Origin of the sequence: Burkholderia sp. LMU1-1-1.1, from assembly GCF_040675865.1 — a bacterium.
In the GTDB taxonomy this organism is placed as follows: Bacteria; Pseudomonadota; Gammaproteobacteria; order Burkholderiales; family Burkholderiaceae_D; genus Rugamonas.
Genome location: NZ_JBEGHG010000004.1, coordinates 125,041 through 146,589 on the forward strand (window position 1 = coordinate 125,041; position 21,549 = coordinate 146,589).

General features: G+C 65.8%; 24 protein-coding genes. 12 read left to right on the top strand and 12 right to left on the bottom strand.

Annotated elements, in window-relative coordinates; all coding sequences use genetic code 11:
- Window positions 1-43: 43 nt before the first annotated feature.
- Both lnt and MRBLMU1_RS05325 read right to left on the bottom strand, forming a co-directional pair.
- Complete coding sequence (gene lnt / locus MRBLMU1_RS05320; RefSeq protein WP_363498097.1) at window positions 44-1,615, bottom strand: apolipoprotein N-acyltransferase; 1,572 nt, start codon at window positions 1,613-1,615, stop codon at window positions 44-46.
- Window positions 1,615-2,499, bottom strand: coding sequence for an HlyC/CorC family transporter (locus MRBLMU1_RS05325; RefSeq protein WP_363498100.1), 885 nt, complete (start codon window positions 2,497-2,499; stop codon window positions 1,615-1,617). The genes lnt and MRBLMU1_RS05325 overlap by 1 nt, the downstream gene beginning before the upstream one ends.
- A 186-nt stretch (window positions 2,500-2,685) precedes the next feature.
- On the opposite strand from MRBLMU1_RS05325, the gene MRBLMU1_RS05330 reads away from it, so the two are divergent.
- Window positions 2,686-3,072, top strand: a complete 387-nt coding sequence (locus MRBLMU1_RS05330) for a toxin glutamine deamidase domain-containing protein (protein WP_363498103.1) — start codon at window positions 2,686-2,688, stop codon at window positions 3,070-3,072.
- Window positions 3,072-3,386 carry a YrhB domain-containing protein gene (locus tag MRBLMU1_RS05335; protein ID WP_363498106.1) on the top strand — a complete coding sequence of 105 codons (315 nt, stop codon included), beginning with the start codon at window positions 3,072-3,074 and terminating at the stop codon, window positions 3,384-3,386. The genes MRBLMU1_RS05330 and MRBLMU1_RS05335 overlap by 1 nt, the downstream gene beginning before the upstream one ends.
- On the opposite strand, the gene ybeY is transcribed toward MRBLMU1_RS05335, so the two are convergent.
- Both ybeY and MRBLMU1_RS05345 read right to left on the bottom strand, forming a co-directional pair.
- Entirely contained in the window at window positions 3,374-3,838 is a 465-nt protein-coding gene (gene ybeY, locus MRBLMU1_RS05340) for an rRNA maturation RNase YbeY (protein ID WP_363498109.1), read from the bottom strand. The genes MRBLMU1_RS05335 and ybeY overlap by 13 nt on opposite strands.
- Window positions 3,822-4,907, bottom strand: coding sequence for a PhoH family protein (locus tag MRBLMU1_RS05345; protein WP_363498112.1), 1,086 nt, complete (start codon window positions 4,905-4,907; stop codon window positions 3,822-3,824). Before MRBLMU1_RS05345 ends, ybeY begins: the two co-directional genes overlap by 17 nt.
- Window positions 4,908-5,441: 534 nt before the next feature.
- Between MRBLMU1_RS05345 and MRBLMU1_RS05350 the strand changes: the two genes are divergently transcribed.
- A complete protein-coding gene (locus tag MRBLMU1_RS05350; protein ID WP_090323567.1) occupies window positions 5,442-5,774 on the top strand; it encodes a hypothetical protein in 333 nt (110 codons plus the stop codon).
- A gap of 135 nt (window positions 5,775-5,909) precedes the next feature.
- On the opposite strand, the gene MRBLMU1_RS05355 is transcribed toward MRBLMU1_RS05350, so the two are convergent.
- Window positions 5,910-6,755: an HDOD domain-containing protein gene (locus MRBLMU1_RS05355; RefSeq protein WP_363498115.1), complete on the bottom strand. Its 846-nt coding sequence runs from the start codon at window positions 6,753-6,755 to the stop codon at window positions 5,910-5,912.
- The gene (locus MRBLMU1_RS05360; protein ID WP_363498118.1) at window positions 6,748-7,113 is read right to left on the bottom strand and encodes a hypothetical protein; all 366 of its coding nucleotides are present in this window, start codon (window positions 7,111-7,113) and stop codon (window positions 6,748-6,750) included. Before MRBLMU1_RS05360 ends, MRBLMU1_RS05355 begins: the two co-directional genes overlap by 8 nt.
- Window positions 7,114-7,311: 198 nt before the next feature.
- Between MRBLMU1_RS05360 and MRBLMU1_RS05365 the strand changes: the two genes are divergently transcribed.
- Genes MRBLMU1_RS05365 through MRBLMU1_RS05375 form a run of 3 tightly spaced genes read left to right on the top strand, consistent with a single transcriptional unit; the run spans window position 7,312 to window position 9,505 of the window.
- Window positions 7,312-8,892, top strand: a complete 1,581-nt coding sequence (locus MRBLMU1_RS05365; protein WP_363498121.1) for a sensor histidine kinase — start codon at window positions 7,312-7,314, stop codon at window positions 8,890-8,892.
- Window positions 8,893-8,904: 12 nt separating this feature from the next.
- The gene (locus tag MRBLMU1_RS05370; protein WP_363498124.1) at window positions 8,905-9,306 is read left to right on the top strand and encodes a DUF3224 domain-containing protein; all 402 of its coding nucleotides are present in this window, start codon (window positions 8,905-8,907) and stop codon (window positions 9,304-9,306) included.
- 31 nt (window positions 9,307-9,337) lie between these two features.
- Window positions 9,338-9,505, top strand: a complete 168-nt coding sequence (locus tag MRBLMU1_RS05375; RefSeq protein ID WP_363498127.1) for a hypothetical protein — start codon at window positions 9,338-9,340, stop codon at window positions 9,503-9,505.
- Window positions 9,506-9,561: 56 nt separating this feature from the next.
- Here MRBLMU1_RS05375 and MRBLMU1_RS05380 read toward each other — a convergent pair whose 3' ends face one another.
- Window positions 9,562-9,912: a PEP-CTERM sorting domain-containing protein gene (locus MRBLMU1_RS05380; RefSeq protein ID WP_363498130.1), complete on the bottom strand. Its 351-nt coding sequence runs from the start codon at window positions 9,910-9,912 to the stop codon at window positions 9,562-9,564.
- 285 nt (window positions 9,913-10,197) lie between these two features.
- Between MRBLMU1_RS05380 and MRBLMU1_RS05385 the strand changes: the two genes are divergently transcribed.
- The 5 genes from MRBLMU1_RS05385 to MRBLMU1_RS05405 all read left to right on the top strand — a co-directional run bounded on the left by MRBLMU1_RS05385 (window position 10,198) and on the right by MRBLMU1_RS05405 (window position 15,464).
- The gene (locus MRBLMU1_RS05385) at window positions 10,198-11,019 is read left to right on the top strand and encodes a ChaN family lipoprotein (protein WP_363498133.1); all 822 of its coding nucleotides are present in this window, start codon (window positions 10,198-10,200) and stop codon (window positions 11,017-11,019) included.
- Window positions 11,020-11,029: 10 nt separating this feature from the next.
- Window positions 11,030-11,350: a thioredoxin family protein gene (locus MRBLMU1_RS05390; RefSeq protein ID WP_363498136.1), complete on the top strand. Its 321-nt coding sequence runs from the start codon at window positions 11,030-11,032 to the stop codon at window positions 11,348-11,350.
- Window positions 11,351-11,440: 90 nt separating this feature from the next.
- Window positions 11,441-12,739 (top strand): MFS transporter, encoded by a 1,299-nt coding sequence (locus MRBLMU1_RS05395; protein WP_363498139.1) that lies wholly within the window; start codon window positions 11,441-11,443, stop codon window positions 12,737-12,739.
- Between the two features lie 216 nt (window positions 12,740-12,955).
- Entirely contained in the window at window positions 12,956-14,359 is a 1,404-nt protein-coding gene (locus tag MRBLMU1_RS05400; RefSeq protein WP_363498142.1) for an MFS transporter, read from the top strand.
- Between the two features lie 112 nt (window positions 14,360-14,471).
- Complete coding sequence (locus tag MRBLMU1_RS05405; RefSeq protein ID WP_363498145.1) at window positions 14,472-15,464, top strand: LacI family DNA-binding transcriptional regulator; 993 nt, start codon at window positions 14,472-14,474, stop codon at window positions 15,462-15,464.
- An 8-nt stretch (window positions 15,465-15,472) separates the two neighbouring features.
- Here MRBLMU1_RS05405 and MRBLMU1_RS05410 read toward each other — a convergent pair whose 3' ends face one another.
- Genes MRBLMU1_RS05410 through MRBLMU1_RS05425 form a run of 4 tightly spaced genes read right to left on the bottom strand, consistent with a single transcriptional unit; the run spans window position 15,473 to window position 19,074 of the window.
- Entirely contained in the window at window positions 15,473-16,735 is a 1,263-nt protein-coding gene (locus MRBLMU1_RS05410; protein WP_363498147.1) for an FAD-dependent oxidoreductase, read from the bottom strand.
- A complete protein-coding gene (locus MRBLMU1_RS05415; RefSeq protein ID WP_363498150.1) occupies window positions 16,732-17,046 on the bottom strand; it encodes a (2Fe-2S)-binding protein in 315 nt (104 codons plus the stop codon). The genes MRBLMU1_RS05410 and MRBLMU1_RS05415 overlap by 4 nt, the downstream gene beginning before the upstream one ends.
- The gene (locus MRBLMU1_RS05420) at window positions 17,039-18,145 is read right to left on the bottom strand and encodes an NAD(P)/FAD-dependent oxidoreductase (RefSeq protein WP_363498153.1); all 1,107 of its coding nucleotides are present in this window, start codon (window positions 18,143-18,145) and stop codon (window positions 17,039-17,041) included. The genes MRBLMU1_RS05415 and MRBLMU1_RS05420 overlap by 8 nt, the downstream gene beginning before the upstream one ends.
- Entirely contained in the window at window positions 18,142-19,074 is a 933-nt protein-coding gene (locus MRBLMU1_RS05425) for a 4-hydroxyproline epimerase (RefSeq protein WP_363498156.1), read from the bottom strand. Before MRBLMU1_RS05425 ends, MRBLMU1_RS05420 begins: the two co-directional genes overlap by 4 nt.
- A gap of 123 nt (window positions 19,075-19,197) precedes the next feature.
- On the opposite strand from MRBLMU1_RS05425, the gene MRBLMU1_RS05430 reads away from it, so the two are divergent.
- Window positions 19,198-19,998 carry an AraC family transcriptional regulator gene (locus MRBLMU1_RS05430; RefSeq protein WP_363498159.1) on the top strand — a complete coding sequence of 267 codons (801 nt, stop codon included), beginning with the start codon at window positions 19,198-19,200 and terminating at the stop codon, window positions 19,996-19,998.
- Here MRBLMU1_RS05430 and MRBLMU1_RS05435 read toward each other — a convergent pair.
- Window positions 19,991-21,472 carry a GGDEF domain-containing protein gene (locus MRBLMU1_RS05435; RefSeq protein WP_363498162.1) on the bottom strand — a complete coding sequence of 494 codons (1,482 nt, stop codon included), beginning with the start codon at window positions 21,470-21,472 and terminating at the stop codon, window positions 19,991-19,993. The two genes, MRBLMU1_RS05430 and MRBLMU1_RS05435, sit on opposite strands and share 8 nt — an antisense overlap.
- Between the last annotated feature and the right edge of the window lie 77 nt (window positions 21,473-21,549).

Consider the following 21,549-nt stretch of genomic DNA (forward strand, 5'->3'; position numbering starts at 1 on the left):
TAAAGGGGCAATTTTAGCGGGTTTTGCCCGGAGCCTGTAGAGATTAAGCGGCTTTGGCCGGGTTTTTTGCGCGCCGCGCCCAAAACCAGGCGCCACCCAACGCCAGCGCCGCCAGCAGCAGAAACAGCTTGTTCCCCCAGATGACGAAGGGGGTGCTGCCCGCCATGCCCTGGACGTTGGCGGCCAGGGTGCCGAAGGTGTTGACCTTCAACTGGTGCAGGATCACGCCATGGCCGTCGATGATGGCGGTGGCGCCGGTATTGGTCGCCCGCAGCATCGGCCGGCCCGTCTCCAGGGTGCGCATTTGCGAGATCTGTAAATGCTGCGGAATGGCGATGGTGTCGCCGAACCAGGCCAGATTCGAGACGTTGAGCAGCATCGTCGCCGGCTTCTGGCCCTGCGCCGGATGGTTCAATTGCGCGGCGATCTCCTCGCCGAACAAGTCCTCGTAGCAGATGTTGGGCAGCACGCGCTGGTCCTTGATCGGGAAGGCCGGCTGGATGTCGGCGCCGCTGGTCTGGTCGCCGAGCGGGATCGACATCAGGTTGACGAACCAGCGGAAGCCGAGCGGAATGAACTCGCCGAACGGCACCAGGTGGTGCTTGTCGTAGCGGTAGTAGCTGCTGCCCTGGCGCGGCGTCAGGCCGATCACGCTGTTGAAATAGGCGGTCTGGCTGTCGGCCATCGGGATGCCGAGTATCAGGTTGCTGTTGGTCCTGGTCAGGAACTGGGCGATGCCGGGCAGGTAGTCCGAGGGCAGTTGCCTCGGCAGCATGACGATGGCCGTCTCCGGCGTGGCGATCAAGTCGGCCGGCGCGGCGGTGATGGCGTCGTGGTACAGCTTCATCGTCTCGATCACGCGGGCGCCGTCGAATTTTTCGCTTTGCGGGATGTTCCCTTGCAGCAGGCGCACCGAGATCGGTTTGCCCTCCGGGTAGGTCCATTGCAGGTAGGTCAGACCGACGCCGACGGCGCAGATGGCGACGATCAGCACCGCCGCCTTGATGCGGGTGCGGTGCAGCAGCAGCAGAAGGGCGCCGGCGATGACGGCCGCCAGCCATCCGAGGCCGTAGACGCCGATCACCGGCGCGTAGCCGGCCAGCGGACTGTGGTTGTGGGCGTAGCCGGACGACATCCACGGGAAGCCGGTGAACAGCCAGGCGCGCACCCATTCGAACAGCGCCCACATGGCCGGCAGCACCAGCAGGTTGGCGGCCGGCAGCGGCAGCGACCAGCGCTTGCGCAGCCAGGCCGCGCCGCCCATCGCCAGCGCCACGTAGAAACCCATGCCCCAGGCCAGCAGCAGCACGGCGGCGACCGCGATCGGCGCGGCCATGGCGCCGTAATCGTGCAGCGACACGTACAGCCAGTGGGTGCCGGCGGCGGTCCAGCCGAAGCCGAAGGCCCAGCCGATCAGCCCCGCGCTTTTGACGTCGGCGCTGCGCAGCACCTGGTAGAACAGGGTCGCCAGGCCGAGGATCTCGAGCGGCCACCAGCCGAACGGCGCGAAGGCGAACACGCAGATCGCGCCGGCCAGCATGGTGATGACCATCCGACCTTTGGTGCTGCGTTGCGGCTTTGGCGGATCGTTCGGATTGGCGCGGCGAAAGCGCATTATTGCGTGTCGCCGGCGTCGGGCGCGGCCGGCAGTTTTTCCACCAGCAGCACGTGGATCTGGCGGGCGTCGGCGCGCAAGACTTCAAAGCGCATGCCCTGGTAGTCGAAGATGTCGCCCTTGTGCGGCATGCGCGCCAGGTGCTTGGCGACCAGGCCGCCGATGGTGTCGACGTCGTCGTCGGGCAGCGAGGTGTCGAGTTCCTCGTTGAACTGCTCGATCTCGGTCAGCGCCTTGATGCGCCAGCGCGGTCCGTGCACGCCTTCCTTGATCGAGAGGATGTTGTCCTCTTCCTCGTCGAAGTCGTATTCGTCCTCGATGTCGCCGACGATCTGTTCGAGCACGTCCTCGATGGTGATCAGGCCGGCCACGCCGCTGTACTCGTCGACCACGATGGCCATGTGGTTGTGGTTGGCGCGGAAATCCCGCAGCAGCACGTTCAGGCGTTTGGACTCGGGGATGAAGATGGCGGGGCGCAGCATGTCGCGCACGTCGAAGGACTCTTCGGCGTAGTAGCGCAGCAGGTCCTTGGCCAGCAGGATGCCGATCACCTTGTCGCGCTCGCCCTCGATGGCGGGGAAGCGCGAGTGGGCGGTCGCCAGCACCGCGGGCATCCATTCCTCGATCGGCTTGGAGATGTCGATGACATCCATCTGCGAGCGGGGAATCATGATGTCACGGGCGGACAAGTCGGAGACCTGGAACACGCCTTCGATCATCGACAAGGCGTCGGCGTCGATCAGGTTGCGTTCGTGGGCGTCGTGCAGAACTTCGAGCAGTTCCGCGCGGTTCTCTGGCTCGGGGGAAATCAGTGCGGTCAGGCGTTCAAACAGTGACCGATGGGGTTTGGCGTCAGTCTTGACGCCACTAGAGTGCTCTTGCATAGTAGGCGTGAGCCATTGTTTTGAAGGGGTATAGGATACACCAAAAGCTCAAGATAGCAGGTTTTTGTCAAAAAAGCAGCCAATCCGATCGGGGAGCGAAGCTAGGCATCGTTTGAGTTTGCTCAGCGCATTGGCCATTCATCGGGGCCATGCTGGACCAATTCATTCAATGATGGTGGTCGCGCGATGAATATCCTGGCCGGCACGGTTCGACGCATCAATCCTGGACAGAGCAAGACGAATTGCGTTAATTGCGTGATCGCAACGGATGCGATGCTGGCGGGCCGTCCTGCTGCGGCTCTGCCTGGTGGCCCCCATAGCATCACTATACTTGAACAGATATTTGGCGCAAAATTCAGTGAGGCTGCTGACGATCTTGGCGAGGTGGTGCAGGCGTTGCTGGCCGCGGGCAGTGGAAGTCGCGGGATTGTCTACGGTAGCCGCAGCGGAGGAGTAGGCCACGTCTTCAATGCCGTCAATCAAAATGGCGTCGTCCGCTTCCTCGATGGGCAAATTGGCAAAGCCGCGGTGGTCAGCGGTTACACCGGGTTTCGCTTTTTAAGGAGCAACTAATGGATACGCTCAATCGTGCCGCAGCTTTAACAATTGCCCGAGCCAAGGTCGATGAGCTGGGCCGGGCGGCGGGCGATGCATTCGACATTGTGACCGCCGAAACAACAGAGGTGAAGCAAGGCTGGCTGTTTTTCTACAATTCAGCTGATTTCGTCCGCACCCGCGATCCCATGTTCGCGCTCGCGGGCAATGGGCCGCTTCTGGTTCTCCGGAACGGGCAGGTCGCCACGCTGCCGACAGCGGTGCCTTGGCAGGAGGCGATTGGCCAAATGTCCGATGCCGCGGCGGACGGGCGGCTGAGTCATTCCGCGTAGGGATCGGCGTAACCTAGCTCGGCCAGCAACTCGGTCTCGATGCCTTCCATCTCGGCCGCCTCCTCGTCGTCCTCGTGGTCGTAGCCCTGCGCGTGCAGCACGCCGTGCACGACCAGGTGGGCCGTGTGCTCCTCCACCGACTTCTTCTGCTCGGCCGCCTCCTTCTCCAGCACGTCGGTGCACAGGATGATGTCGGCCCGCGTCGGCGCGTCCTCGTCCAGTTCCTCGCCCTCGTTGTAGGCGAAGGTCAGCACGTTGGTGGCGTAGTCCTTGCCCCGGTATTGCTTGTTGAGCTCGCGGCCCTCGTCGGCGTCGACGAAGCGGATGGTCAGCTCGGCCGGGGCGAACAGCGCCGCCTGTATCCACTTGCGGATGGCCGGACGGGTGATGACTTCCTTCAGGCGGGCGTCGGGATATTGCACCGACAAGGTCAATTTATTTTTTACGGACATTTTTAAGGGCGGTGGCTTTGAGGAGGGGAGCGATCTCGGCTTCGTGGTTGTGCGCCGTCTCGTAGGCGTCGACGATGCGCGCCACCAGCGGGTGGCGCACCACGTCCTCGCTGTTGAAGTGGCTGAAGGCGATGCCGCGCACGTCCTTCAACACCTGGACGGCGTCGACCAAGCCGCTTTTCTGGCTCTTGTGCAAGTCCACCTGCGTGACGTCGCCGGTGATGACGGCCTTGCTGCCGAAACCTATGCGCGTCAGGAACATCTTCATCTGCTCGACGGTGGTGTTTTGCGCCTCGTCGAGGATCACGAACGCGTGGTTCAGGGTGCGCCCGCGCATATAGGCCAGCGGCGCGATCTCGATGACTTGCTTCTCGAACATTTTCTGCGTGCGGTCGAAGCCCAGCAGGTCGTACAGCGCGTCGTACAGCGGCCGCAGATACGGATCGACTTTTTGCGCCAGGTCGCCCGGCAGGAAGCCGAGCCGCTCGCCGGCCTCGACGGCCGGACGGGTCAGGATGATGCGCTTGACGGCGTCGCGCTCGAGCGCATCGACCGCGCAGGCCACGGCCAGATAGGTCTTGCCGGTGCCGGCCGGGCCGACGCCGAAACTGATGTCGTGCTCGAGGATGTTGCGCAGGTAACGGATCTGGTGCGGCGTGCGGCCGCGCAGGTCGGCGCGGCGGGTCTTCAGCACCGGGCTGTTGATTTCCGGCTCGACGAACGGCGCCTCGGCCACCGCGTGCGGTTTGGCATCGCCGCCAGGGACGGTGGCCGCGGCGGTGGCCGCCGCGGCCAGGCCGGCGCGCTGTTCGACCAGCGCCAGTTGCACCTCTTCAATCGGCACGACCTTGTTGGCGACGGCGTAGAACTGTTCCAGGATCTGCACCGCGCGTTCGGCATTGTGGCCGCTGACGATGAATTTCTCGCCCCGACGGAAAATGGTGACGTCCAGCGCCGCGGAAATCTGCCGCAGGTTTTCGTCGAGGGGGCCGCACAAATGGGCCAGGCGCGAGTTGTCGAGCGGCTCTGGAACAAAGTAATGCGGCTGAACGGGTGTTTTGGTTTTCAATGGAATGCTTTTAAGAGATGAGGCGGGATGGGGCGCACTGCTGCGCACAGGCGCTAGTTTAGCGTAATTTGCCGATGCAAACCGCGCCCGCGCCGCATTTTGAAGCGGGGTGCGCGGCCCGCGTCGGACCCGGCCGGCGCCGCCCCGGGACCACCGAATGTTGCCCTGGCTGTGACACAGTTGCCGAGGGGTAGCAAACCCGCCGTCCCTCTGCATGAACTTGCTTCATGTAACAATTTCCTACAAGTTCTTGCGTGCGACACCCTCCGGCCCCATGTGATGAAATAGCATAGTTGCTAAGTTTTCTAGCCGGCGGTTGATGTCAAACAATCTTCATACACCGCGCGCCGGCTGGAGCAGTCCCTTTAAGCATAGAATTCTCTTGCACGAAAGGCAATTCAGGCAAATCGGACTTGCGGGTTAGTTTAGTCGCTCTGTTAGCTGCTTATCCCAGGATGCAGTTAATTGATAAATTCTAAGTTGTCCTTAAGTTCCGACCAGCACTATATCTTCACCCAACCAACGAGGAAAATCATGGCACATCACGCTCTTGCTTCCCAAGAAAGCTACAACCCCAACCATCTGCTGGACATCCTGCTCGGCAAGATGCAACTGAAAAACGACGCCGCGCTGTCGCGCCTGCTGGAAGTGGCTCCGCCGGTGATCAGCAAAATCCGTCACCACCGTTTGCCGGTCGGCGCCTCGCTGCTGATCCGCATGCACGAGGTGACCGGCATGAGCATCCGCGACCTGCGCGACTTGATGGGCGACCGCCGCACCAAATACCGCCTGTCCGATGCGCAGGGCCGTCCGAAGCCTGAAGAGCGCCCAGAAAAGGCCGAGGCCGGAAACTACGCGCGTCATTAATGCGCCCGCAGCTTCCGCACTTGCCGCGCCGTGGCTGACGTGACGTCCACCGACGTCACGTCCGACCCGGCCGGCAGGTAGCCCTTTCGTGTTTTCGTGCATCTTGTGCAGTAGGCAGTCGGTCAGCGTAGTCTGTTAGCTCAGCAGCACCATCGAAATTTCTTCATACTGCAGCTCGGTTTCACGGAACAGCTGCAGATAGATTTCCTCATCGAGGCCCAGCGCGGTCCAGGCCACGGTGGACACGGGCGGGACCAGATCGTCCCGCACCTGCGCCAGATCGAGCGCGTGGACGATGGCGTCGGCCACATGGATGATGGCCGCCAGGAAGCCCGCGCCCGGCGCTTCCGGATCGTGGTGGCCGCCGATGGCCAGCCGCATCGTGTCGGAAAAATTCCAGTGTTCGGCCAGCGCCATGCCGGCGTCGACGTGATCGACGCCCAGCACCTTGCGTTCGGCCTCCAGCAAATAACAGTCGTGCTCCTCGCGGTAGGCCAGGGTGATCGAATACTGGTTCGGGAAGCACGACACCAGCACCAGCCTGCCTATATCGTGCAGCAAGCCGGCCGTGAAGGCGTAATCCTGGTTGAAGCGCATTTGCCGCGCCAGCACCTTGGCGCAGGCGGCGGTGGCGATCGAGTGGCGCCAGAACGCCTTGTGGTCGAAGCCGGGGCAATGGCCCTCGGCGAAGCAGCCGGTGACGGCCGCCGCCGTGATCAGGTTGCGGGTGGTCTGGAAACCCAGGTAGGTGATCGCCTGCTGGATGGTGGTGACCTTGACCTGCAGCCCGTACAGCGACGAATTGGCCAGCCGCAGCGTCTTGGCGGTCAGCGCCTGGTCATAGGACACCTTCTTGGCCAGCACGGAGATGTCGACATCGTCCTGGTCTATGCTGTTGAGCAATTCCATCACCACCGCCGGCAGCGACGGCAGGTCGTCGAGGTTGCGCACGACGTCGTCGTAGCTGAGGGTGTTACTCATGTCCGGGGTGCTCCGTGGCTTGCTCCGGTTCCGCTTTGCCGAGCCGGAAATCGGTCACGAAACGCCGCAGCAACGCCGTGGCCCAGTCGTTGTCGCTGTCGGCGTCGTTTTTGCGGAACAGATGATCGATGCGGGCCTGATGCTGGGTCAGCGCGGCCCGCGCCACCTCCGGCGCCACGTCCTCGCGCACGATGGGCAGCACGGCGATGCCGTGGCGCGGCATCAGCGCCAGCATGGCCTCGGTCAGCACGGTGCCCTGCGGCAGCAGCACGTGGCCCTGGACGTCGAGCAGCACGTCGGACAGGACCATGCCCGGCCGCACCTCGGCCGTCGCCAGTTGATGATAATTGCCCGTCATGGTGCCTCCGCTAAATTCGGGTTGTCCGCCGGTGTGTCAGCCGGCCCACATGTTGCACGATATTACCATTGCGCGCCGGTGGAGTCTGCCGGGCGGAGCCGCCGTTGGCCGGCGACCGCCCCAAATTCTTGCCAAGACGCAGCCCATACCGTACATTGGGACGTTGCCGTCAAATACGTGGTCGGGGGAGATTGTTCGATGTCTGGTATTCAAGGCCGTTTGACACTGCTCTTCGTGGTCATCGTGACCCTGGTGCTCGGTATTTCCGGCACCTATGCGCAATACAGCCTCGGGCACGAACTCGAAGTGAGCAGCCAGCGCCTGCGCCAGGGCGTGCTGACCCGGCTGCAAACCAGCCTGCCGTCGGCGCTGTGGGACCTGGACAAGGCCAAGGTCGACAACATCGTCGCCGCCGAGATGATGCCGCCCGAACTGGTGTCGATCCGCGTCTACGACACCTCGGTGGGCCTGTTTTCCGGCCGCCTGCGCCACGAGGACGGCAAAATCAGCACGATCGAGAACGATGCCGCCGTCGCCGGCACGCCGGTGGTGGCCGACCTGGCCTACCGCGACTCCGGCGCCGCCGGGGCCGCGCTCAAGCCGGTCATCGTCGGCCGCGTGGTGGTCAACTTCAGCCGCGCCCAGATCGACGCCACCCTGGCGGCCGAGGTGCGCCGCAAGGTGATCGAGGTGTTGCTGCTCGACCTGATCCTGGTGGCCGCACTGGCCTTGTCGCTGCGCATCGTGTTCGACCCCCTCAAGCGCCTGCGCGACGGCCTGTTCGACCTGGCCACGCGCGGCAGCGACGAGGTCGAGGAGCTGGCCGACAGCCGCCACGACGAGCTCGGCGAAGTCATCCGCGGCTTCAACGCCATCCAGCGCAAGGTCAAATCGAACATCCAGCGCATCCGCGAGGCCGAGGACGAGGCCCGCAAGTCGGCCCAGGCCACCGCCAAGGCCATGGCCGACCTGCGCCGCACGCAGGAATCGCTGCTGCAGGCCGAGCGGCTGGCCTCGCTGGGCGGCCTGGTGGCCGGCGTCGCCCACGAGATCAACACGCCGGTCGGCATCGCCCTGACCAGCGCCTCGGTGCTGATGGAGGCCACCGAGAAGGTGCAACTGGCCGTCGAGGGCGGCAACATCAAGAAATCGGACATCATGCGCTACCTCGAGACGGCGGCCGAAAGCACGCGCCTGATCATGAACAACGCCTACCGCGCCGCCCACCTGATCCACAGCTTCAAGCAGATCGCCGTCGACCAGGTCAGCGAGGCGCGCCGCCGCTTCGAATTGCGCGATTATATAAACGAGGTGGTGTCCAGCCTCCAGCCCAAGCTGAAGAAGACGCATATCGCGGTCGGCATCGATTGCCCGCCCGATATCATGCTCGACAGCTACCCTGGCGCGCTGGCGCAGGTGATCACGAATTTGACGCTCAACTGCGTCGACCACGCGTTCGAGCCGGACGACGAGGGCCGCATCACCATCGACGTGGTGCGCCAGGGCGACTGGATCGAGATGCGGGTGAGCGACAACGGCAAGGGCATCGCGCCGGAAATGCTGGACAAGGTGTTCGATCCGTTCGTGACCACGCGGCGCGGGCAGGGCGGCACCGGGCTCGGGCTGAACATCGTGTTCAACCTGATGGCCAAACAATTCGGCGGCACGGTCACGGTCGCCAGCGTGCTGGGCCACGGCGCCAGTTTCACGCTGCGCATGCCGTGCGTGACGCCGGTCGACGACACCAGCGGCCAGGCGGAAACCCGCCTGCCCGCCTAGGAAGGAGCAGCGATGAACAGGGTCACAGGGGAATTCAGCGTCAAGATGCGGCCGGAGTCGACCTCCGAGGTCGCCGGCGACAGCGGCGTGGGCCGCATGTCGCTCGACAAGCAGTACCACGGCGCGCTGGCCGCCACCGGCAAGGGCGAGATGCTGGCCTATATGGACAGCGCGCTGGGCTCGGGCGTGTACGTGGCGATCGAACGGGTCGAGGGCTCCCTCGCCGGCAAACGCGGCAACTTCCTGCTGCACCACCGCGGCATCATGGAGCGCGGCGCGCCCAGCCTGGCGGTGGCGGTGGTGCCCGATTCGGGCCGGGACGAGCTCGAGGGGCTCAGCGGCACCTTGAACATCCGCATCGAAGGCGGCAAGCACTACTACGACTTCGACTACCAGCTGGCGGACGCCGCCTAACGCCGTTCACGCCGCGCCGACCGGGGGCCGCATGAATAAAGACGCCATCAAGGGATTGTTGATCGTGCTGGCCGTCGCGCTGGCGTTGGCGGTGGGCGCGGTGATGCTGACCGACGACGGCTGGCGCAAGCTGGGGTGCGCGTTCCGCGCCATGGCCCAGGGCGTGGCCATCAGCAACATACGGTCGCTTTGCTACTGAAGGGCAAAAAAAATCCCGCACCGGGCGGGATTTGTGTCGTGCCGCGTGGGCAGCGCTTAGTTCTCGAACTTGTCCGACGGCTTGCGGCGGCGCGAGGAGAAACCCAGCAGCGCCAGACCCAGCGCCATCATGGCGAAGGTTTGCGGTTCCGGCACCGGCGAGGCGGCGGCGTCGACCTGCTGCGCGGGATTGGTTTTCGGCAGCGTGGCGAGATCGACACTGTCGTCGTCCTTGGCCGCCGCGTCGTCGTCGGTCATGCATGAGGAGGCCGCGTTCGGCACGCATTTTTCGGCCTCAATTGTTGCAGCTGCGTTAGGCGCCGCGGGGGCGGTGTGGACCTTCGCGTGCGCCGCGCCGGTCAGGCTCAGCGCCAATAGCAGCGATGTTAAAAGCGGTGTTATTTTCATAATTTACTCCTATGGCAATACTGCGGGGGCTTGGTGTTAACCGCAAATTAATGCAGACACCCTAGACTCGCGACCGCAATGCGTTGGACGTTTATTGCACAAAGACTATTAAACCACAATTCATAACATATTGCTATCTGTGTTTATGTCAAAGAAATTTAATATTGCGCCGCAACAACAGGCCGATGCATCGGCAGGCGCCGCAGGTTTCTTGCGAACTCAGACGTGAGGAGCGGAATGATATCCACATATAAAAAAAGCTGGCGGACAATTGGCTTTACGGCAATGTTGACAGGCGCGCTGGCCTTGGCCGGTTGCGCCGGCGGCGCCCGCCCTGGCCCGACCCCGGAGGCCGGGCAGGCCGCCCCGGCCGGACCCAATCCGCAAGTGTTGTTGCTGGGCGAGGTGCACGACAACGCCCAGGGGCACCGGCTGCGCTACGATCTGCTGCGCCAGCGGGTGGAGGGCGGCTGGCGGCCGGCCATCGTCATGGAGCAGTTCGACCGCGAAGACCAGGATTTGCTCAACAAGGCGCAAAAGGGCTGCCTCGACGCGCAGTGCGTGATCCGCGTCGTCAATGGCGCCCGCTGGGACTGGCAATTGTATTACCCGGTGATCCAGCTGGCGCTGACCTACCACCTGCCGCTGGTGGCCGGCAACCTGTCGCGCGCCGACGCCTCGCGCGTGGTGCGCGACGGCGTCACCGCCACCTTCGACCCGCAAAGCGTCAAGGACTACCGCCTGGACCAGCCGCTGCCGGCCGACCTGCGCGCCGCCCAGCAAAAGGAGATCGCCATCGGCCACTGCAATATGGCGCCCGAGATGATGATCGAGGGCATGGTCAACGCCCAAATCGCGCGCGACATCTGGATGGCCAAGATCGTGCGCGACCAGCGGCCGCGCGACGTGGTGCTGATCGCTGGCAACGGCCATGTGCGCAAGGACATCGGTGTCGCGCGCTGGCTCAATCAGATTCAGCCTATACTGACCGTGCGCAGCGAGGGCTTCGTGGAGGGCGGCGACAAGGATGGCGGCCTGTACGACGTGGCGCACCAGCTCAAGACGCAGCAGCGCACCGATCCATGTGCCAAGTTCAAGACCAAATGAAAACCGTCTAATGAAAACTGTTTATATCGCCGAGGCGCCGCCGCGCGCCGAGATCGACGCCATGCCCGGCGCCACGTTGCTGGAGTTCGGCGCCAACTGGTGCGGCCATTGCATGGCCGCCCAGTCGCCGCTGCAACAGGCGATGGCCGGCCATGCCGCCGTCAACCACTACAAGGTCGAGGACGGGCCGGGCCGTCCGCTGGGCCGCTCCTACAAGGTCAAGCTGTGGCCGACCTTGATCTTCCTGCGCGACGGCCGGGAAGTGGCGCGCGTGGTGCGCCCGCTCAAGGCCGACGAGATCGCCGCGGGACTGTCGCAAATCGATCACTGACCAGTCATCACGGGCAATCATATCTGCTTGGCAAGCTGCGGATCGGGTGTGTATGATGAGGCGCACCACCCATCCGCAGGAGCCGCACGCATGAGCAAGTCTCAACCGGGATCGTCCAAGACCAATTCGCCGTCCACGGTGCTGTTTGCCAGCTTGATCGGCACCACCATCGAATTCTTCGATTTCTATATCTACGCCACCGCCGCCGTGCTGGTGTTCCCCAAGCTGTTCTTTCCCGCCAGCGATCCGGCCGCCGCCACCTTGCAGTCGCTGGCCACGTTCGCCATCGCCTTCTTCGCGCGCCCGGTCGGCTCGGCCGTGTTCGGCCACTTCGGCGACCGCATCGGCCGCAAGGCCACCTTGGTCGCGGCGCTGCTGATGATGGGCATCTCGACCGTGGTGATCGGCATGCTGCCGACCTACGCGCAGATCGGCACGCTGGCGCCGGCGCTGCTGGCGCTGTGCCGCTTCGGCCAGGGCCTCGGCCTCGGCGGCGAGTGGGGCGGCGCGGTGCTGCTGGCGACCGAGAACGCGCCGCCGGGCAAACGCGCCTGGTACGGCATGTTCCCGCAGCTGGGCGCGCCGATCGGCTTCTTCCTGTCGGGCGGCATTTTCCTGCTGCTGAGCGAAGTGCTGACCGACGCCGAGTTCTTCAGCTACGGCTGGCGCATTCCGTTCCTGGCCAGCTCGCTGCTGGTGGTGGTCGGCCTGTATATCCGCCTGAAAATCCACGAGACGCCGGACTTCCAGAAGGTGCTCGACAAGAACGAGCGCGTCAAGGTGCCGGTGGTGACGGTGTTCCGCGACCACGGCCGCGTGCTGGTGCTGGGCACCCTGATCGCGCTGGCCACCTTCGTGCTGTTCTACCTGATGACGGTGTTCGCGCTCAGCTGGGGCACCACGGCGCTGAAGTTCACCCGCAAGGATTTCCTGATCCAGCAATTGATCGCCGTGCTGTTCTTCGGCCTGACGATCCCGCTCGCCGCGCTGTGGGCCGACCGTTACGGCCGCCGCACGACGCTGATCTGGGTCTCGGCCGCGATTGCCGTGTTCGGGCTGGCGCTGGCGCCGCTGTTCGGCTCCGGCAGCCTGGTCCAGATCACCGTGTTCCTGTCGCTCGGCCTGGGATTGATGGGCATGACCTACGGCCCGCTGGGCACCATCCTGTCCGAGCTGTTCCCGCCGGAGGTGCGCTACACCGGCGCCTCGCTGACGTTCAACCTGGCCGGCATCCTCGGCGCCTCGCTGGCGCCGTACATCGCCACCTGGCTGGCGACCAACTACGGACTGCATTACGTCGGCTACTATTTGTCGGGCGCGGCGGTGATCAGCCTGGTGGCGCTGCTGCTGGTCAAGACCGGCGACGCGCGGGCCGCGCAGCCGGCCTGAGGTCGTCCTACAACGCCGCCACACGGGGCGGAGCGGCGCCGGTCAAGCATCGGAGCCGACGCCTCATGAATCAATCATCTTCTTGCGCGGGGCGGCTTCAACTGGCTTATCTTTGTGCTTGCTTATCAAGTTTTATAGTTGTACGATGACATACGACTAAAGTGATCTCGTGGAGACCGAGAGATCATCACCAAAAACCAAAATATAAGTGATGCCATGAACCTGAGCGAGCCTGTAACTCCGCACGTGGTGGGCCAAGCCGTCGGTAAATACCGATGGACCATCTGTGCACTGTTGTTTTTTGCCACCACCGTCAACTACCTGGACCGCCAGGTATTGAGCCTGCTGGCCCCCGACCTGTCCAAGGAGTTCGGCTGGACCAACACCGACTACGCCAACATCGCCGCCGCCTTCCAGTTCGTCTACGCGATCTCGATGCTGTTCGCCGGCCGCGTGGTCGACAAGATCGGCACCAAGGCCGCCTACGTGGTGGCGATCGTGGTCTGGTCGCTGGGCGCCATCCTGCACGCGTTCTCGGTGCCGATGGGCGAGGGCGTGGCCGTCATCGGCGCCGCCTTCGGCGTGGTGCTGGTGCCGTCGATCGTCGGCTTCATGATCTCGCGCGCGGTGCTGGCGGTCGGCGAGGCGGGCAACTTCCCGGCCGCGATCAAGGCCACCGCCGAATACTTCCCGAAGAAGGAACGCTCCTTCGCCACCGGCATCTTCAACTCCGGCGCCAACGTCGGCGCCATCCTGGCGCCGATCACGGTGCCGGTGATCGCCGCCATCTGGGGCTGGCAGTCGGCCTTCATCATGATCGGCATGCTCGGCTTCATCTGGATGAGCGTCTGGCTGTGGCTGTACGAAAAGCCGGAACAGCAGCGGCGCCTGTCGAAGGAGGAGCTGGCCTATATCCGCAGCGACTCGGTGCAGCCGGTCGAGAAGACCGAGGAAGCGTCGGCCGCCGCCGCCAAAAAAGTCTCGTGGTTCCAGCTGCTGAAATACCGCCAGACCTGGGCCTTCGCCTTCGGCAAGTTCATGACCGACGGCGTCTGGTGGTTCTTCCTGTTCTGGCTGCCGACCTACCTGTCGGCGCAATACGGCATGAAGGGCGACGCCATCATCGTGCCGCTGGCCGTGTTGTACAGCATGACGATGATCGGCTCGATCGGCGGCGGCTGGTTCCCCAGCTACTTCATGTCGCGCGGTTACGCGCCGTACGACGGCCGCATGAAGGCCATGCTGGTGATCGCCTTCTTCCCGCTGGTGGTGCTGCTGGCGCAGCCGCTCGGCGCGATCAGCTTCTGGGTGCCGGTGCTGCTGATCGGCGTGGGCGCCTCGGCGCACCAGGCCTGGTCGGCCAACATCTTCACCACCGTCTCGGACATGTTCCCGCAAAAATCGGTGGCCTCGGTGATCGGCATCGGCGGCATGGCCGGCGGCATCGGCGGCGTGGCGCTGACCAAGTTGGGCGGCTGGGTGTTCGACTACTACAAATCGGTCAACGACATCCGCACCGGCTACATGATCATGTTCGGCATCTGCGCGCTGGCCTACCTGGTGGCGTGGTGCGTGATGAAGGCGCTGGTGCCGCGCCATAAGGAAATCACCGACCTGTAAACGGGCCGGGTTGGACGGCGGCGCCGGCTCCCGGCGGCGCCGCCGAAGGCGGTCGCGGGGGCGCGTGCTAATATCCACGCTTTGGCGCCGCGCCAACCCCCACAGCCCGATCATGAAAAAAAATGTAGCAACCATACGCGACGTCGCGGCGGCGGCCGGCGTCTCGACGGCCACCGTCTCCAAGTTCGTCAACGGCGCGCAGCGCTTCTCGCCGGCGGTCGAGGCGACCATCAAGGAAGTCATCGCGCGGCTGGGCTACCGCTCCAATCCGCTGGCGCAATCGATGATCACCGGCCGCACCAAGAGCATCGGCCTGTCGGTGCTGGACGTCGGCAATCCCCACTTCACCAGCATCGTCAAGGGCGCCAACCGGGTCGCGCTGGCGCACGGCTACACGCTGCTGCTGGTCGACACCGAGGAAAATCCCGACCGCGAGCGGCCCCTGCTGGAGGCGCTTAGCCGACGCGTCGACGGCCTGATTATCTTCTCGCGCATGCTCGAATCGGAAATGGACTGGGTCATGGACCTGGGCAAGCCGCTGGTGTATTTCGGCCGGCCGGCGCGCCTGAACCTGCCGTGGGTCGGCAGCGACGACCACCGTGGCGCCGGCATGCTGGTGCGGCACCTGGTCTCGCTGGGGCACAAGCGGATCGCCTACCTGCGCTTTCCGCGCTCGCGCCGCGACGAGGACCGGTTGGGCGCGATCCGCGAATGCCTGAAGGGCTACGGGCAGGAGTTGACGGTCTACGAAGGCAGCGCGCCGACGTCGGCGGAAGGCGAGCGTCTGTGCTCGGCCATCATGCTGGGGGAGGAGCATCCGGACGCGCTGATCTGCTACAACGACCTGATCGCGCTCGGCTTCATGAAAGCGGCGCAAACGCTGGGCTTCAACCTGCCGGCCGACATCTCGGTGGCCGGCTTCGACAACATCCAGTACGGCCAATACACGTCGCCGGCGCTGACGACGGTGGACCTGCAGAGCGAGCGCATGGGCGTCGCCGCGATGGAAAAGCTGATCGCCGCCATCGACGGCAAGCCGCCGTCGGACACCACGATGATCGAACCGCAATTGGTGCTGCGCACCTCGATCGCCAAGCGCAATTAAATTTCGCTTTAGGCGATGATGGTGTCGACGCGCGCCGGAGAGATCGGCATGCGCACGGCGTCGGGACGCCAGCCGTACAGCACTTCGGTGGCGCCGCCGCAGATGCGGCCCTGGCACGGTCCCATGCCGCAGCGCGTTTGCAGCTTGGCGCAGCGCCAGGTGGTGTGCGTGCGCAGTTCCCCGTGGCAGACGTCCTCGCAGCGGCAGACGATGGTGTCGTCGCCGGCCAGGGTGGCCAGCTCCGGACGCAGCGCGAAGGTGCGCGCCAGGCTGGCGGCGAATTTCCGCCAGCGCGCGCGTCGGCCGAAATCGGCCTGCGCCGGCACGATCTGGCCGCTGGCCGACAGGCCGGCGATGCGGCCCTCCACCAGCGCCAGGTCGACCCCGCCCACGCCCGTGCCTTCGCCTGCGCAGTAGATGCCGGGCACCGAGGTTTGCTGCCAGTGGTCCGCTTCGACCACGGTTTGCGCTCCGACGCTGGCGGTGGCGCAGCCGAGCGCCTGCGCCAGTTCCACGTTCGGTATCAGGCCGTAGCCGCAGGCCAGGTAGTCGCACTGCAGCGTTTCCAGTTCGCGCCCTTTGCCGCGCTGGACCATCACCGATTGCAGCGTGCCGTCGCCGTGCGCCGAGCGCACGTAGCTGTCGTGCAGGTACGGCACGTCCTTGAGCTGCGCGGCCAGCCGCAGCGCCTGGGCGATCTTGGACGGCGTCGCCAGCAGGCCGAAGGCGAAGCGCGCCATCGCCGGCGTCGCCGCCTGCTCGATGATGGCGACGATGTGCGCGCCCTTGAGCTTGAGCGTGGCCGCCACCGCCAGCAGCAGCGGGCCGCTGCCGGCCACCACCACCCGCTTGCCTTGCAGCGGATAGCCGCCCTTGGCCAGCGCCTGCAGGCCGCCGGCGCCGGTCACGCCGGGCAGGGTCCAGCCGGGGAAGGGCAGCAGGCGTTCGCGCGCGCCGGTCGCCAGGATCAGATGGCCGAAGCGCAGCGTGTCCGACGCCGCCGCCGTTTGCACCCGCAGTTGCCCCGGTTCCGGCGAATACAGCACCCGCGTTTGCGGTAAAAATGTGACGTTGGGCGCGTCGCGCAACGCGTTCCACAGCGATTGCGCGCGCGGGTCGGCCTGTTGATCGGGGCCGCCGCGCCAGATCTGGCCGCCGGCCAGCGGATTGTCGTCGACGATGCCGACCTTCATGCCGCCGGCGCAGGCGGCATGCGCCGCCGCCAGTCCGGCCGGGCCGGCGCCGATCACGAGGACGTCGTAGTGGCTCATGCCGCGCGCTCCGACGCGCCGGTCTGCACATGCATGCCGTCGGCGCACAAGGTCTGGCACGAGAGCTGGTGCGGACGGCCGTCGATGGTCACCCGGCATTCCTGGCAGACGCCCATGCCGCACAGCGGCGCGCGCGCGGCGCCGACGACCGAGCGCCGCGTGACGATGCTGCCGGCCATGGCGATGGCGGCGGCCACGCTGACGCCGGGCGCCACGCTGACGGCGCGGGCGTTGATGCTGAGGGTGATGCTATCGCCCTTGTCGCCGTTGGCGCGGTTGTTGGCGAAAGTGTGGGCGGCGAATTCAAACATGGAAGCGGCGGGGCAGGTAGGGATTGATGGGAATGCGCGTGCTCTCGCCTTGCATCTGGCCGGCCAGCAGCTGCGCCGTCGCCAGCGAGGTGGTGATGCCCAGGCCCTCGTGGCCGGTGGCGAGCCACAGGCCGCGGCGCGCCGCGTGCGGTCCGATCAGCGGCAGGCCGTCGGGCGTGGCGGCGCGCAGGCCGGTCCAGCAACGCAGCACGTTCAGTTGCGCCAGCGCGGGCGTGAAGGTGGTGGCGTGCCTGAGCATCCGTTGCAGCATGGCCGGCTCCACCGCCGGATCGATCGTGTCGAACTGGCGGGAGGAGCCGATCAAGACTTGTCCTGTGGGACGGGGCTGCAAATTGAACGCGACCGAATCGCCGCTGGCCGCATGGGCGCTTTTGATATAGCCCAGCTCCACCAGCTGGTGCCGGACAAAGCCCGGATAGCGGTCGGTGATGGCGATGTGTCCTTTTTTCGGCTGGACCGGCAGCTCCGGCAGCAGCGCCGCCGAGCGCGAGCCGGCGGCCAGCACGATGTGCTGCGCCTGGTGGCGCGTGCCGTCGGCCAGCAGCACGCCGTGGTCCTCGATGGCGCTGACGGCGGCGCGCTTGGTGATGGCGCCGCGCCGCATCGCGCGGTCGAGCAGGATGCGCGCGCTTTTGGGCGGGTAGACCAGGCCGTCGCCCTTGACCAGCAGGCCGCCCGCCAGGCCGGCGCGCAGCTGCGGCTCGCGCGCGTACAGCGCCGCCGGCGACAGCAGCTCGCAGGTGATGCCGTAGGCCGACAACGTCTGCGCCTTGACGCGCGCGGCGTCTATTTCTTCCTCGTCGGCGGCGACCCAGATGGTGCCGCAGCCGCTGTATTCGTGGCGCTGCGGGCGTTCGCCCACCAGATCGTTCCACAACGAGACCGAATACGCCGACAGCGCCAGTTCGGCCGCGTTGTCGTCCATGACCACCAGGTGGCCCATGCCGGCCGCCGTGGCGCCGCCGCCGGCGATATCCTGCTCGATGACCGCCACCCGCAGTCCGCGCTCGCTGAGCGCGTCCGCACAGGCGGCGCCGACGATGCCGGCGCCGACGACGATCACGTCGGTGTTGTTCACCGGATGCCCCACACGAAGGGATCGGTCGGGTCGAGGATCAGCCGCGCCTGCGCGTTGACCCATGCCTTGCCGCGGATGCTGGGGATCAGCTGCTCGCCGCGATAGCGGTAGGACGCCTCGAACACGCTGCCGATGACGCTTTCCTGCTTCCACAGCGCGCCCTCGGCCAGCTTGCCGTCGGCCGCCAGGCAGGCCAGCTTGGCGCTGGTGCCGGTGCCGCACGGGGAGCGGTCGTAGGCTTTGCCGGGGCACAGCACGAAGCTTTGGCTGTCGGCGCCGGTGCGCGATGGGGCGAACAGTTCGATATGGTCGATCAGCGCGCCGCCGTCGCCGGTGACGCCGTCGCGCTGCAGCGCCGCGCCGACGGCCGCGCTGTAGGCGGTCAGCGCTTCGACGTTGGCGACGTTCAGTTCCAGCCCGTGGCCGGCGACCAGGAAGAACCAGTTGCCGCCGTAGGCGACGTCGCCGGTGACCGGGCCGTGGCCCGGCACGTCCACCGTGACCTGAGCGCGGCTGCGGTGGGAGGCGACATTGTCGACGGTGACGCTGCCGTCCTCGTGCAGCTCCGCCTCCACCACGCCGACCGGCGTGTCGATGCGGTGGCGGCCCGGCCCGATGCGGCCCATGAAGGCCAGCGAGGCCACCAGGCCGATGGTGCCGTGGCCGCACATGCCCAGGTAGCCGACGTTGTTGAAGAAGATGACGCCGGCCGCGCAGTCGGCGGCGTGCGGCTCGCACAGCAGCGCGCCGACCAGCACGTCGGAGCCGCGCGGCTCGCACACCACGGCGGAGCGGAAGGTGTCGTGTTCGCGTTTGAGCAGCGCCAGGCGCTCGTCCAGGGGACCGTTGCCCAGATCCGGGCCGCCCTCGGTGACCAGCCGGGTAGGCTCGCCGCCGGTATGGGAATCGATGATGGTGATGGTTTTCATGCTCAAATCTTAGGCTTTCGCGGTCGGACTGTCTTGCACCGCCTGCGCACGATAAATGACGAAATCTGCACAATGGCGAAAAAACTGCAGACTGCGGCGCGGACCGCTGGCACAATCGGGGCCATGGACAATTCATCCCTCCCCGACGACCCCGCGCGCCGCGCGCTGGGCGCAGGCATAGCCGATCCCTTCTTCGCCGAGGCGCTGTTCGACGCGCTGCCGGACGTGGTTTTCTTCGTCAAGGACGTGCAGGGAAGGTATGTTGTGGTCAATCAGACGCTGGTGCAGCGGTGCGGCCGCCGGCACAAGTCGGCGCTGATCGGACGCACCCCGGCGGAGGTTTTCGCCCATCCCTTCGGCCAGTCCTACGTGGCGCAGGACATGGCGGTGCTGGCCGGCGGCCACGACATCGAGGACCAGTTGGAGCTGCATTTGTATCCCAGCCGCGATCCCGGCTGGTGCCTGACGCGCAAGACGGCGCTGCGCGACGGCGAAGGCCGCATCGTCGGCCTGACCGGCGTCTCGCGCGACCTGGCCATGGCCGACAAGAAGAATCCCGCCTACCGCAAGGTGGCGGCGGCGGTCAACCTGATCCAGGAGCAGTACGGCCAGCCGCTGCATCTGGCCGAACTGGCGCGCACCGCGAACATGTCGGTGGCGCAGATCGAGCGCTATTTCCTGCGCATCTTCCACCTGACGCCGCGCCAGATGATCATCCAGACCCGGGTCGAGGCGGCGTCGCGCATGCTCGGCGGCGGCGCCAGCGTGGCCGAAATCGCCCAGGCCTGCGGCTACGGCGACCATTCCGCCTTCACGCGCCAGTTCAAGGCCACCACCGGCGTCACCCCGAGCCAGTACCGCCAGCTGGCGGGCAAAGCGCCCGGCCATCCGGCCGGCCCGCCGGCGGCGTTGGCGGTCAGGTGACCATCTCGGCGTCGGCCACTTCGACCCGGTTGCGGCCCTGCTGCTTGGCGCGATAGAGCGCGGCATCGGCCAGTTTCATCAGATCGACCGGCTGGTCGTCCTCGCAGGGAATGATCAGCGCCACGCCGACGCTCGCCGTCAGCACCTGGAAGGGCGAGCGGTCGTGCGGAATGGCGAGCGCGGAGATCGAATGGCAGATCATGTCGGCCATGGCCAGCGCGTGCGGCAGGTCCGGCGCTTCCGCGATGACGGCGAACTCCTCGCCGCCGTAGCGGGCCACGAAGTCGCTGTTGCGGCGGATATGCGTGGTCAGCTCGTCGGCGACGGCGCGCAGCGCGTCGTCGCCGGCCTGGTGGCCGTAATGGTCGTTGTACTGTTTGAACAGGTCGACATCGAGCATCGCCAGCATCAGCATCCGGTTGCCTCGGCGGCAGCGGTTCCATTCGCTGGCCAGCATCTCGTCGAACCGGCGCCGGTTGGCGATGCCGGTCAGGCCGTCGGTGGCGCTCATGGCGGCCAGCAGGCTATTCGACTTCTCCAGTTCCCGGGTGCGAACGCGCACGCGGTTTTCCAGGTCGCGCTCGCGGGCATGCAGTTCGTCCAGCAGGACGGCGAAGCCGATGCCGACGATGCAAAGCGTGAGGATGAACTCCTGCGCGCGCACCGTTTCCAGATGCACCGGCACGTCGCCGAACGGTTTCAGGCCGGTGGTCATCATCATCGCCGTCGCCAGCGAAATCAGCGCCACCGTCAGGGTGGTGAGGCGGATGCCGCAGCGGAAGGCGATGACGGCCACCGCCGGCAGCAGCAAGGTCGGCGTGACGGAGACGCCGTCGATTTCGCCGCCGTGCGCGGACAGCACGGCCGTCGCCAGCAGGAGCGTGAGCACCAGCGCGGCGTCGTCGAGCCGCGTCAGGTGCCGCTCGCGGCGCATCGGCTGCGACAGCGACAGCAGCAGCGGTGTGTAGATCAGCAACCCGAGCCCGTCGCCGAACCACCACAGGCGGGTCAACGTGAAGTACGACGCCGGGGTCTCCATCAGGTACTGCAGCACCGCCGCCGCCATGAAGGCCGCCAGCAGCGCGCCGACCACGGGACCGGCCAGGATGAAGATCATCAGGTCCTTGAGGCGGTGCAGGCCGAACGAGGCGCCGCTGCGGCGCATCAATTGATAGGTGATGATCACTTCCGTCAGGTTGCAGATGCTGAACAACACCGCGCCCGTCCAGGAAAAGGCGTTCACGTTGGCCAGCACGTCGGAGGTGAAGGTGAGGGCGGCCAGCAGCGGCGCGCGGCGCCCCTCAAAGCGCAGCAGCGCCGCCAGCAGCACCGCGTTGGGCAGCCAGACCACGACCACGTTTTCCGGCGTGACGGCGCAGAAGAAGGTCAGCTTGACGCTGGCGAAGTGGAACAACGGCAGCAGCAGACAAAACAGCCAGCCCGGATGATGCCAAAAATTCTCGCGGTTGTTCATCGCCGGCTGCCCTTGTCACGCCTTCATCCCGGCCAACGTGGCCGTTGTTAAGATGATTGCGCGACAAGATAGTTGCT

Excerpts from the sequence above, each read along its gene's own strand:
- lnt (WP_363498097.1), bottom strand. The coding sequence starts at position 1,615 with ATGCGCTTTCGCCGCGCCAATCCGAACGATCCGCCAAAGCCGCAACGC.
- MRBLMU1_RS05325 (WP_363498100.1), bottom strand. The coding sequence starts at position 2,499 with ATGCAAGAGCACTCTAGTGGCGTCAAGACTGACGCCAAACCCCATCGG.
- MRBLMU1_RS05330 (WP_363498103.1), top strand. The coding sequence starts at position 2,686 with ATGAATATCCTGGCCGGCACGGTTCGACGCATCAATCCTGGACAGAGC.
- MRBLMU1_RS05335 (WP_363498106.1), top strand. The coding sequence starts at position 3,072 with ATGGATACGCTCAATCGTGCCGCAGCTTTAACAATTGCCCGAGCCAAG.
- ybeY (WP_363498109.1), bottom strand. The coding sequence starts at position 3,838 with ATGTCCGTAAAAAATAAATTGACCTTGTCGGTGCAATATCCCGACGCC.
- MRBLMU1_RS05350 (WP_090323567.1), top strand. The coding sequence starts at position 5,442 with ATGGCACATCACGCTCTTGCTTCCCAAGAAAGCTACAACCCCAACCAT.
- MRBLMU1_RS05355 (WP_363498115.1), bottom strand. The coding sequence starts at position 6,755 with ATGAGTAACACCCTCAGCTACGACGACGTCGTGCGCAACCTCGACGAC.
- MRBLMU1_RS05360 (WP_363498118.1), bottom strand. The coding sequence starts at position 7,113 with ATGACGGGCAATTATCATCAACTGGCGACGGCCGAGGTGCGGCCGGGC.
- MRBLMU1_RS05365 (WP_363498121.1), top strand. The coding sequence starts at position 7,312 with ATGTCTGGTATTCAAGGCCGTTTGACACTGCTCTTCGTGGTCATCGTG.
- MRBLMU1_RS05370 (WP_363498124.1), top strand. The coding sequence starts at position 8,905 with ATGAACAGGGTCACAGGGGAATTCAGCGTCAAGATGCGGCCGGAGTCG.
- MRBLMU1_RS05375 (WP_363498127.1), top strand. The coding sequence starts at position 9,338 with ATGAATAAAGACGCCATCAAGGGATTGTTGATCGTGCTGGCCGTCGCG.
- MRBLMU1_RS05380 (WP_363498130.1), bottom strand. The coding sequence starts at position 9,912 with ATGAAAATAACACCGCTTTTAACATCGCTGCTATTGGCGCTGAGCCTG.
- MRBLMU1_RS05385 (WP_363498133.1), top strand. The coding sequence starts at position 10,198 with ATGTTGACAGGCGCGCTGGCCTTGGCCGGTTGCGCCGGCGGCGCCCGC.
- MRBLMU1_RS05390 (WP_363498136.1), top strand. The coding sequence starts at position 11,030 with ATGAAAACTGTTTATATCGCCGAGGCGCCGCCGCGCGCCGAGATCGAC.
- MRBLMU1_RS05395 (WP_363498139.1), top strand. The coding sequence starts at position 11,441 with ATGAGCAAGTCTCAACCGGGATCGTCCAAGACCAATTCGCCGTCCACG.
- MRBLMU1_RS05400 (WP_363498142.1), top strand. The coding sequence starts at position 12,956 with ATGAACCTGAGCGAGCCTGTAACTCCGCACGTGGTGGGCCAAGCCGTC.
- MRBLMU1_RS05405 (WP_363498145.1), top strand. The coding sequence starts at position 14,472 with ATGAAAAAAAATGTAGCAACCATACGCGACGTCGCGGCGGCGGCCGGC.
- MRBLMU1_RS05410 (WP_363498147.1), bottom strand. The coding sequence starts at position 16,735 with ATGAGCCACTACGACGTCCTCGTGATCGGCGCCGGCCCGGCCGGACTG.
- MRBLMU1_RS05415 (WP_363498150.1), bottom strand. The coding sequence starts at position 17,046 with ATGTTTGAATTCGCCGCCCACACTTTCGCCAACAACCGCGCCAACGGC.
- MRBLMU1_RS05425 (WP_363498156.1), bottom strand. The coding sequence starts at position 19,074 with ATGAAAACCATCACCATCATCGATTCCCATACCGGCGGCGAGCCTACC.
- MRBLMU1_RS05430 (WP_363498159.1), top strand. The coding sequence starts at position 19,198 with ATGGACAATTCATCCCTCCCCGACGACCCCGCGCGCCGCGCGCTGGGC.
- MRBLMU1_RS05435 (WP_363498162.1), bottom strand. The coding sequence starts at position 21,472 with ATGAACAACCGCGAGAATTTTTGGCATCATCCGGGCTGGCTGTTTTGT.